Origin of the sequence: Actinoalloteichus sp. AHMU CJ021, from assembly GCF_002895405.1 — a bacterium.
GTDB lineage: Bacteria > Actinomycetota > Actinomycetes > Mycobacteriales > Pseudonocardiaceae > Actinoalloteichus_B > Actinoalloteichus_B caeruleus.
Genome location: NZ_CP025990.1, coordinates 5,511,787 through 5,521,774, shown reverse-complemented (window position 1 = coordinate 5,521,774; position 9,988 = coordinate 5,511,787). Strand labels below are relative to the sequence as shown.

8 protein-coding genes and 1 pseudogene are annotated in these 9,988 nt (G+C 72.1%); 3 read left to right on the top strand and 6 right to left on the bottom strand.

Annotation, left to right across the window (positions count from 1 at the left end):
* Window positions 1-6: 6 nt before the first annotated feature.
* The gene (locus tag C1701_RS23390) at window positions 7-582 is read left to right on the top strand and encodes a GNAT family N-acetyltransferase (RefSeq protein ID WP_051713191.1); all 576 of its coding nucleotides are present in this window, start codon (window positions 7-9) and stop codon (window positions 580-582) included.
* A 137-nt stretch (window positions 583-719) separates the two neighbouring features.
* Here C1701_RS23390 and C1701_RS23385 read toward each other — a convergent pair whose 3' ends face one another.
* The 3 genes from C1701_RS23385 to C1701_RS23375 all read right to left on the bottom strand — a co-directional run bounded on the left by C1701_RS23385 (window position 720) and on the right by C1701_RS23375 (window position 2,938).
* A complete protein-coding gene (locus tag C1701_RS23385; RefSeq protein WP_337661904.1) occupies window positions 720-1,550 on the bottom strand; it encodes a phosphotransferase enzyme family protein in 831 nt (276 codons plus the stop codon).
* Between the two features lie 73 nt (window positions 1,551-1,623).
* Complete coding sequence (locus tag C1701_RS23380) at window positions 1,624-1,860, bottom strand: hypothetical protein (RefSeq protein ID WP_103056615.1); 237 nt, start codon at window positions 1,858-1,860, stop codon at window positions 1,624-1,626.
* A 55-nt stretch (window positions 1,861-1,915) separates the two neighbouring features.
* A complete protein-coding gene (locus C1701_RS23375) occupies window positions 1,916-2,938 on the bottom strand; it encodes a helix-turn-helix domain-containing protein (protein ID WP_337661903.1) in 1,023 nt (340 codons plus the stop codon).
* A 717-nt stretch (window positions 2,939-3,655) separates the two neighbouring features.
* On the opposite strand from C1701_RS23375, the gene fxlM reads away from it, so the two are divergent.
* A complete protein-coding gene (fxlM, locus tag C1701_RS23370) occupies window positions 3,656-4,882 on the top strand; it encodes a methyltransferase, FxLD system (protein WP_103056613.1) in 1,227 nt (408 codons plus the stop codon).
* A gap of 726 nt (window positions 4,883-5,608) precedes the next feature.
* Here the strand turns inward: fxlM and C1701_RS23365 are convergent.
* Both C1701_RS23365 and C1701_RS23360 read right to left on the bottom strand, forming a co-directional pair.
* Window positions 5,609-6,553: an alpha/beta hydrolase gene (locus C1701_RS23365; RefSeq protein ID WP_030106170.1), complete on the bottom strand. Its 945-nt coding sequence runs from the start codon at window positions 6,551-6,553 to the stop codon at window positions 5,609-5,611.
* 18 nt (window positions 6,554-6,571) lie between these two features.
* Window positions 6,572-7,585, bottom strand: a complete 1,014-nt coding sequence (locus C1701_RS23360; RefSeq protein WP_103056612.1) for an SDR family NAD(P)-dependent oxidoreductase — start codon at window positions 7,583-7,585, stop codon at window positions 6,572-6,574.
* A gap of 161 nt (window positions 7,586-7,746) precedes the next feature.
* Here C1701_RS23360 and C1701_RS23355 point away from each other — a divergent pair, with 161 nt between their 5' ends.
* A complete protein-coding gene (locus C1701_RS23355; RefSeq protein ID WP_337661902.1) occupies window positions 7,747-8,454 on the top strand; it encodes an NAD(P)-binding protein in 708 nt (235 codons plus the stop codon).
* A gap of 673 nt (window positions 8,455-9,127) precedes the next feature.
* Here the strand turns inward: C1701_RS23355 and C1701_RS23340 are convergent.
* Window positions 9,128-9,781 (bottom strand): annotated as a pseudogene (locus C1701_RS23340) (IS110 family transposase); the annotation flags it as partial.
* Window positions 9,782-9,988: the final 207 nt, after the last annotated feature.

The following is a 9,988-nucleotide window of genomic DNA, read 5'->3' as shown; positions in this document are numbered from 1 at the left end:
GAGGCCGTGACCCCGTCGGAACTTCCCAGCCAGCGGACGGGGCCGTGGCTGGTCAGCCCGCGCCTGGTCCTCCGGCGGTTCCAGCCAGGGGACGCGGCGGCGCTCGCCGCGTACCGCTCGGACCCGGCCATCGCCCGCTACCAGGCCTGGGAGACACCGCTGACCGTCGAACGGGCGGCGGAGACCATCGCCCGCTACCGGCACGACGCCCCCGACCGGCCCGGCTGGTTCCCCTACGCCATCTCCCTGGACGGCGCCCTGATCGGCGACCTCGGCGTGAACCTGCACGAGAACGGGATGCAGGCCGACCTCGGCTTCACCCTCGCCGCGCCCCACCACGGTCGCGGCTACGCCACCGAGGCCGTCGGTCGCATGCTGGAGCACCTGTTCGTCGACCGCTGCCTGCACCGGGTGTCAGCCGAATGCGACCCCCGCAACGACGCCTCCGCCCGGCTGCTCGACCGCCTCGGATTCGAACGGGAAGGGCTACGGCGGGCCAACACCTGGGTCCGCGACGAATGGGCCGACGACCTCCTGTTCGGGCTGCTGGCGGCCGACTACCACCGGAGAGCGGGGCGTTAGCGGACAAGCCACCCCGGGGCGCCGGGTGGCGGAGGGAACCGCGAGGTGCTGGTAGACACCACCCTTGCCACTGGGTCACGAGGCGCCGTGGGCGGATCGGTGCCGCGCCCGTTCGGACGGACGGACGGCGTATCAGGTCAGAACGCCGACCACGTCCACGGTCGCTCGACCTTCCCCGTCAGGCACGCCACCCGGTGCCGCGCCTCGGCGGCCGCTTCCGGGCTCGCCCGCGCCTTGCCCAGGACGAACGTCGCCCACCGCAGTTCTCGGATCGTGGCCAGGGTGCGGTACCCGGACCACGTGGTCATGTCGTCACCGCCATAGGCCGCGACGAACGCCCGGTACTCGGCGTCGGTGATCCGCGCGAAGTCGGTGTGGTCCACGGCCAGGGAAACCAGGTCCCACTCCGGGGGGCCGACCCCCATCTGGTCGAGGTCCAGCAGCACGGGATCACCGCCTCCCAGGGGAACCACGACGTTGCCCTGCCAGGGGTGACCGTGGATGAGCCGGAGCGGGAGATGGGGCGCCAAGGCCCGGTACTCGACGCGCAGTCGGTCCGCGAGATCGCGCAGCAGGTCCCGATCTCCCTCGGCCAGGAGGGTCTCGCCGTCGAATGCGGCACGTACTCCCTCCAGGGGGTCGACGGTGGGAAACACGCCCGCCTCGGGGAGATCCAGCCGGTGGAGCCGCCGCAGCGTCGCGCCGAGTTCGGCCGGAGTGGCGGGGCGGTGCTCGGGTAGCCGCATCCACCAGGTGACAGGTCGACCTCCCACGGACGTGGGCTGTTCGACACCGTCGACGGTGCGGACGACGGGAACGCCGCGATCGGCCAACCAGCGCGAAGCGCGGAGGTGGCGTTCGGCGACGAGGTGGGACCCCGCCGGTCCGATCCGTGCCACCACACCGCCGGCCAACCGGTAGAGGACGTTCATCCCGTCCCGGATCAGCGTCGCGTCCGTGGTCGACACGCCTGCTCGTTCACCCGCTGCTTCCAGCACCGCTCGGGAGTTCCGCGCTGATGGGAGCGCAGCGCCGTTCGCCTCAGTCATCGGTGGGGTGGGTCAGGAGTTCCACGAGTTCCGCCACCTCCGGTATCGCACGGTGCCGCTGACACGCTCGGACCAGCGTGGCGAGCTCCTCGTCCATCCGCCGCGAGTGCAACATCCTGGCGTCCTCGACAGCGCGCCGGCCGACGAGGGCGGCTTCGAGCGGATCCCCGACCGCCATGTGCAGGGTCGCCAGCCGCGCCCTGGAGAACGCCCGCGAACGCCGGTACACGTCGCTGTGCAGTTGGATCGCGGTTCTCAGCCGGTCCGCCGCCTCCCCCGGCCGGTTAGCGGCGAGAGCGAGCGAGGTCAGCGCCCGCGCTGCTGCCGGCGTGTTCGGCCTCGTCGTAGTAGACCAGCCAGGGCCGGTCCGCCTCCGGCTGCCGTTCCGCGAAGTGCGCGTCGGCGCGGTCCACCTCCGCTCGGGCTTCATCGTCACGCCCCAGCACCGCCAGCAAGCGGGCGCGGACGTTGCCGATCATGGCTCGTGCGGTGGCCGTCAGCCGGTCAGCTCGCACCTGGGCGAACTCGATCGAGGACAGTGCCTCGTCCACGTTGCCGAGGTAGATGGCCTGACGGGCCAGGTCAGCGAGGGTCGCGGCACGCAGCTCCCAGCAGCCGCCCTGCTCAGCGCACCACAGGCCGAACCGGAAGCACCGGGTCGCGGCGTCGTGGTTCCCGACGTCGAAGGCGGAGAACGCGACGACTCCCGCGAGGTTGCCGACGGCCTCGAAGATCCCCGCACGTACGGCGGTGCTGGCCTGGGCGTCCAGCAGCTGGCTGGCCCACCTCAGGTGCGCCGCGCCCGCTTCCCCAGCCATGCCTCCGCCGTAGAGGTTCTCGCTGGTGGCCAGGGTGCTGGTCATCAGCTTGACCTGCTCGACCTCGGAGCGTCCTATCCGCCGTGGCGGCGGCACGGTCACGGTGAGGGACCCGAGGTGCCCGGCCGGCACCGGGGGCCCGTCGCCTCGTTCGGCCGGTCCACCAGTGTCGCTCATCGCGGACATCGGCGAGCCCGAGGCTGGAAGGAGGGCGTCCGGGGTGCGGCCGGAGGGCGCTCGCCCCGTCCCACCCCGTGACAGGCCCTGCGAGCCGTCGGCCGGATCCTCGCCGAGGAGCGTGGCCAGGTCGTCGAGCGAGACCCCCAGTGCCTTCGCGATCCGGGCCCTCCGCCACGGTTGGGGTGTCAGCGAACCGCGTTCCCAGCGCCCGACAGTGGAGAACTCCACCCCGACCGCCGTGGCCAGCCCTTCCTGGGTGAAGCCCCTCGCCTTACGTCGGGCCGTGAATCCCGCACGCCTGTCGCCCACGCCGCTCACCTCACCCCGGTGGGATCCGGCCGGCGACCGCGGGGAGTGCGCGGCCATGACGTCTTCCGGTCACGGAAATGATTCCCGAAGCCGATCACCCTCTCGAACCCCACCTCGATGGCATTCCCGCACTCACCCGTTGACATTCATCCGACCCTCCTCATTCCGGGACCAGAATAACGGGCCACCGGCCGGGACCGATCCTCGGCCACCGGCCGCACCCGCTCGAACCGCGACCGTTGAGCATGGAGTTTTCGCAGTTCAACGGGGTCGTCGCCTCATCGACGCCTCATCGACGCCTGATTGGCGCAACAGGGACGCCATGGCTTCGCCCTGGTTCCGGCTGCTCGACCAGGCCCACTCGAATCGGGTCGATCACGGGTTTCCCCCACGCTCGGCACGGTTGGTCGAATACCGACGGAAGCGGGCGGACAGTCACTCCAAAGAAGGATTCGACGACACGAGGGACACCGATCAACGCAGGTCATCATCGGAATGCCCGCGCCGGTACCCGCTGAACGCACTTGAACTCGACGGCCACTCCCCAGTTGACTGTCGACCACTTCGGCACCGGGAAGCACCTGCCCGAGTACCACCGCCGGCCAGCATCCCGATCGCCAACGCGGACTTACTCGCCCTGGTGGCCCTGCCGAGGAGCCATGACGCCGCGCGGACGCTCCCCCACCATCCCGACGGCCGAGACCACGAGGAGAAGCGTTGGAAACCGACACCACCACCCTGTCGCCGGAGTCGCTGCGCGCGGAGATGGTCGCCAAGGTCCGCGCGGGCGGATGGGCGGAGCGCGGCGAGGTGGAACGGGTACTCCGCGACACACCCCGCCACCGGTTCCTGCCGGACGCCGACCTGGAACTCGCCTACCACCCGTACCGAGCGGTGGTCACCCACCGGTTCGACAACGGCCGTTCGTTGTCCTGCGCGTCCGCTCCGTGGCTGGTCGCGGGGATGCTCGACCAGCTGGACGTCCAGCCGGGCCACCGCGTCCTGGAGATCGGGGCCGGCACCGGGTACAACGCCTGCCTGCTCGCCCAGTTGACCGGACGCGCCGACCTGGTGACCACGGTGGACATCAACCCGGACGTCGCGGCCAGGGCGTCACGGGCGCTGGCCGACACCGGTTTCGGTGGCGTTCACGTCGTCACTGGTGACGGCGTGTTGGGCTACCCCGAACACGCTCCGTACGACCGGATGATCGCCACGGTCTCGCCGTGGGACCTTCCCGCGCCCTGGTGGCAGCAGCTCGCGCCAGGAGGGCGGCTGGTCGCCCCGCTGCGGTGGCGGGGTCAGGGGCGGAGCGTCGCTTTCACCCGCACCGGTGATCGTCTGGTCTCCGATTCACTGGTCCTGTGCGGATTCGTGTACTTGGTCGGCGACGGTGAGGGAGAGCTCAGTGGCGCCATCACCTCCGACGGGCTGGTCACCCTCCATTGGGACCGCGACCAGGACGTGCGGCCCGACGCGCTGCTGGGTGTGCTCGATCAACCTCGCGTCACCACCTGGTCCGATGTCACCCTCGGCCGACAGGAGTCCCACGAGGACCTCTGGCTGCGGCTGACCGCCACCGATCCGCGAGTGTGCCGACTCGGGGTCACCGGTGACGTCCCACCCGAGGTGTGCGACCCGGTACCGGGGTACTGGCGGATGGCCCTGGTCGACGACGGCACGCTGGCCTACCTGACCCTCCGCCGCGTCACCATCGCGGACGAGGCGCGCTGCGAGTTGGGCGTCATCGGCCACGGGCCGGCCGCCGCCGAACTGACCGAACACCTGTGCGGCGAGATCCGGGCCTGGGCACCCGACCGGCACCGGCACTCCCCGACGTTGACCGTCCACCCGGCCGGCGCCCCGGACAGCGAGCTGGCGGGCACCGCCATCGACAAGACGCACAGCAGGTTCGTCCTCACCTACGACGATCCACCCCGGTGAGGTGCCGGATGGTCTTCGCGTCGACCTCCTGCCCTTCTCCGTCCGCGCCCACGCGCCCGGCCGTGAACCGCCTCCCGCGCGGGCGCGGAGGAGATGACCAGGCACGGCGGTGACGGCGGGTGGGACTCGTCGCGGACGGCCTCGCCGGCCTGGTCCCCTGACCGCACGTGGCACTGGCTCGACGCCGTGCCGCGCGCGCTCATCCGCCCCGCTGATGGTCTCGCGGTGGACTCCCTGACGTGTCCGGCATCCGGCTGCTCGCGACGACGCATCCCCTCCAGGTGGTACCCGTGCCGTGCGACGTCGACGGCGCGCACCTCGACGCGAGGGAGCGGATGCGCCGGGAGCGCAGGGCGCACGCGCACCCGGGGTCGTGCTTCGGCGTGGTTGCCGCTGTCCCCGGGGGGCCGCGACGGCGAGAACGCCCACCTGGTGGCGCGACGCGGGGTGCTGGTGTCGACGGCCGACGCGTTCTCGACCGCCACCCTTGCGCCCGACGCCCTCCGGCTCGCCCTCGGGGCGCCGCCGTGGACCGACCTGGTGGCGCGCCGGCCGTGGTCCGGGGGACGGTCGCAGGGTAGGCCGGCATTCGCTGTTGACGGCTCGATCCGGTCCTGCCGGAGCGGGGGCCGGTCTGCGAGGGCCCCGGACCCCGGGTGGTGGTCGTCGGCGACCCGGTGGACGGGCGTCACGCCTTTTCGTGGCCGTGCTCCCCCGGCGCGCCCGTCATCGGAGCGCGCCGGCCCCCGTGCGGTGTAGGCGCTGGTCGAGCCACGTTCGGGCCTCCGCTAGGAACTCCCGGGCGATGCGGGTCTCCGCTGCCCACGACTCGAATCCGTGGGGCGCGCCCCGAACGACGTGCGTGGTGGTGTCGACCCCGGCCGCCCGCAGCCGCCGCGCGTACACCCGGTTCTCGGTGTGGAAGAGGTCGACGTCCCCGACGCCGATCCAGGTGGCAGGTAGTCCACGCAGGTCCGCCCGCCGGGCGGGTACGGCTCCTGGCGGGACGTCGGGTGCGCCGGGTTCGACGCCGAGGTACGAACGCCAGCCGAAGCGGTTCAGCCGGTTGTCCCAGACCGCGTGGCGGAGGGAGTCGAGGTGGCGCCGCGCGGCCGTCCGGTCGTCGAGCATGGGGCACAGCAACCACTGGGCGGCGGGGCGTCCCTGGTCGAGGTCGTGGAGTCGCTGGACCAGCGCGGCGGCGAGTCCGCCCCCGGCGCTCTGCCCTCCGACGGCGATCCTGGCCGTGTCGACGCCGAGCTCGTCGGCGTGGTCACGCACCCAGGTCCAGGCGGCGTGGCAGTCGTCGAGGGCCGCCGGGTGGCGGTGCTCGGGGGCGAGGCGGTACTCGGCGGCGACGACGGTGATGCCCAGGTCCCTGGCGGTCTCCGCGCAGAACCGGTCGTCCTGTGCCGCCGAACCGATCACCAGCCCACCGCCGTGGATCCACAGCAGGGCGGCGTCCGAGCGGACCTGGTGGGGGCGGTGGACGCGGACGCCGGGGGCCGCGTCGGCCGGTCGTCGCGGGCTGGTGCCCGCTACCTCCGGGGGTGCGGGCAGGGTGGCGCCCGCCGCGCGGACCAGCCGGCGGGCCCACCGCTGGCGTAACGGCAGCCGGGGCATGCGGCGGACGTGGGAGCGGAGTTCCGGGGCGATGGAGGAGAGGTCCACGGCGGCATCCTGCCAGGTCTACTGCGCGGACCAGCCGCCGTCGGAGGGCAGTACCACTCCGTTGACGTTCGCGCCGTCCTCGCTGAGCAGGAAGGTGATGGGGGCGGCGAGCCGCGCGGGGAGGGCGACCGGCGGCATGGAGCGCAGCAGGTCGTGGATGCGGTGGGCGCCGAACTCGGACTGGTTGACGGGTGGCGCCATTCCGGTGGCCACGCCACCGGGGGCGACGGCGTTGACGCGGATGCCGTGAGGGCCGTACATGACGGCGCAGCTGCGGGTGAGCCCGACGACGGCGTGTTTGGAGGCGGTGTAGGCGACGCCGGCGGTGGAGCCGCGCAGGGCCGCTTCGGAGGCCACGTTGACGATGCTGCCCGCGCCGGCCCGGAGCATCGCGGGGATGACGGCGCGGACGAGGTTGAGGGTGCCGTCGACGTTGACGTCGAAGCAGCGGCGCCAGGTGTCGTCCGTGACCTCGTGCGCCGGGGAGAAGTCGTCGAGCACGCCGGCGACGTTGGCCAGGCCGTCGATCCGGGTGCCGGCGGCGTCGACGACCCGGTCGACGTCGGTGCGGTCGGTGATGTCGGCGACGACGGTGTGGAGCCGGTCGGAGGCGGCCTCGGCGGCGAGGGTCTCCAGGCCGCCGCCGGCGATGTCCACGGCCACGACCCGCCCGCCCTCGGCGAGGACGCGGGCCGCCGTGGCCCGGCCGATGCCGGAGGCGGCGCCGGTCACGATGACGGTCCTGCCGTCGAAGCGGCTGGACGCGGCGTGCGGGGTCCCGCCGGCAGGGCCGGGCGGCGGGGTGGGTTCCCCACCGGCCCTGGTGACGAGGTCGTCCACCGCGTCCTGCGGCAGGCGGCCCCGGCTCAGGGCGACGAGGTGGCCGAGCGGGATCTGCCGGACGGCCGCCAGGGCGTCCTCGTCCACTCCCCCCTGGCTGAGCAGGTCTCTGAGCAGGGGCCCGCCCACGGGGTGGGTGAGCCACTGGCCGACCGGGGTGTCGGCGGTCAGCACAGGGGTTGGGTCGCTCATTCGTCGGCCTCCCGGCGGTCGAGGTGTCGTGGTGAGCTGGTGGTGGAACGGTCGAGAACGGACGAACCGCGCACCGCCCACCATTAAATCACTCGCTTGACTTAATGGGTGGGGATGGGTTTCCTGGATCCCAGTGGTGATCACCGCGACGAAAGGCACGCATGTCCACCTCCGGCACCCCGACCATCCCGGACGAGCTGGGCTTCGATCCCGACGCCCTCCGCGCGAAGTACCGCGAGGAACGGGACCGCCGCCTCCGCACGGACGGCAGGCTCCACCACCAGCGGCCGGAGGGCCGCTTCGGCTACTACGCGGAGGACCCCTACGCGGAACCCGAGCCCCCCAGGTCCCCCCTCACCGACCAGGTGGACGTGGTGGTCGTCGGCGGCGGCTTCGGCGGACTGCTGGCGGCCAGCCGGCTCCGCCAGGTAGGCGTCGAGCGGATCCGCGTGATCGAGAAGGGCGGTGACTTCGGCGGGACGTGGTACTGGAACCGCTACCCGGGCATCCACTGCGACATCGAGTCCTACGTGTACCTGCCCCTGTTGGAGGAGATCGGGACCGTCCCCGAGTGGAAGTACTCGCCGGGAGCGGAGATCCTCCGCCACGCCCAGGACATCGCCCGGACGTACGACCTCTACCGGGACGCCTGCTTCCGCACCGCCGTCCGGGAACTCCGGTGGGACGAGCGGGCCGAGGAGTGGGTCGTGGGGACCGACCGCGAGGACCGCATCCGGGCTCGGCACGTGGTCGTCTCCAGCGGAACGCTCGACCAGCCGAAGCTGCCCGGCATCCCCGGCATCCCCGGCATCGACACGAGAACGTGCGGCGCCCTAATAACGAGGCTCTGTGGCCTTCCCTGCGATTGAGCCGATCACGATCCCAGCGATCCGCACGACTCCGGTCTTGATGCCAGAGCTCCCAGGCTCCCGAGAAGCAAGGTGTAGGCGGTGCGGACGGGCTCGAGCCACGAGCGACATCCTTGATCAGCAGGCGTGACCGCGGCCCGGACAGGTATGGTCCGCCGGTCTCAATGAAGGACTCCAGGGCCATGGTCAGGACAAGGCGTCCCGTCCGGGCCACCACCGGTCGTGTTCCGCCGCAGCACGGTCTTAGCTGGCAGGCTCCAGGCCCCAGGTATCGCCAGGCGTCGGCGGAACACGAACTGGAGAGCGAGCCCGAACCGAGCAGAAATCATGATCACCTTCGGGCTCGTTCGCGTGTTATTTGGTCAGGACCCCGGCAAGAGGGTGCGCATCAAGGAACCCTTCGACCTCGGTGGCCAGCCGCGCGCGGCGCCGCAAGGACGGTCTTCAGGCTGCCGGCCAGCCGGGGCAGCACGGTGTCCACGGCAGCGGCACCGGGAACGGTGACGGTTTGCGCGTCCAGCACGTCCAGCGGGTCCAGCGCGTCCAGCGCGTCCCGCGGGTCCAGCGGGTCCAGCGGGTCCAGCGCGTCCCGCGGGTCCAGCGGGTCCAGCGGGTCCAGCGGGTCCAGCGGGTCCAGCGGGTCCAGCGGGTCCAGCGGGTCCAGCGGGTCCAGGATCGCGGGGCCCAGCCTGTCCCCCAGGCGAGGGGCGTGGGCCTGGGCGATGGTGACGAGCGTGCGTCGTCCGGCCTGGCTGATACCGGTGGGGCCGCCGCGACGAGAGAGGATCTCCAGCACCGCCATGTGACTGATCCTCGGGCTGATCACGAGTTCGCGAGCGGGGTGGAAACCGGTGAGCGGGCCACGGATACGATTGGCCACGCGGGTGGCCTCCCGGCCAGGTCGTCGTCGAACCTGACCAGCACCGCCAGCTCGGCCAGGGTGTCGTCACCGATGTCGACCAGGCGCGGCGTGTGAGGCGGTGAGCGGGCGGCATCGGCGATGATGAAAACGTCCCCCGCATCGGTCGTGGCCCGCCCGGGGTCGAGGTCGGTGATGCGGCGGGTGGCCAGGCCGGGCGGGGAGGTGACCTGGTGGCCGCGCGCTTGGGGGACGGTGACGGGGAGCGCGCCGATCGTGGCGGGCTGGTCGACCACGACCAGCAGCGGTCCGTTGGCGGCGAGTGTGTCGAACAGGGCCCCGGAGTCGGGGTTCGATGTTGGGTAGTGGCCGGTCGTGCAGCCGTTGACCGGTGGGGCCCAGCCCCACGGCGTGGTGGGAGGTCTTCCCGACGTCGAGACCGAGGAACACGCCGACGTTGCTGGTCATGCGGGTTCCGTCGTTCGTTGTGGATGCTCACCGGTCGAGCGCCGGCACCCCGTGACGACGAGACCTACCATGGTGGTCGTGTCCCCTGTCAGCGGTCCTCGGTGCCACCAGGTCTGCTGACACCACCCCCGGATCATGGATTCGGCTGGGGCGTGAGTCATGCGGGACGTGGTGACCACAGCGTACCGGGCCATGGCGGACCTCCCA

Excerpts from the sequence above, each read along its gene's own strand:
- C1701_RS23360 (WP_103056612.1), bottom strand. The coding sequence starts at position 7,585 with ATGAGCGACCCAACCCCTGTGCTGACCGCCGACACCCCGGTCGGCCAG.
- C1701_RS23355 (WP_337661902.1), top strand. The coding sequence starts at position 7,747 with ATGTCCACCTCCGGCACCCCGACCATCCCGGACGAGCTGGGCTTCGAT.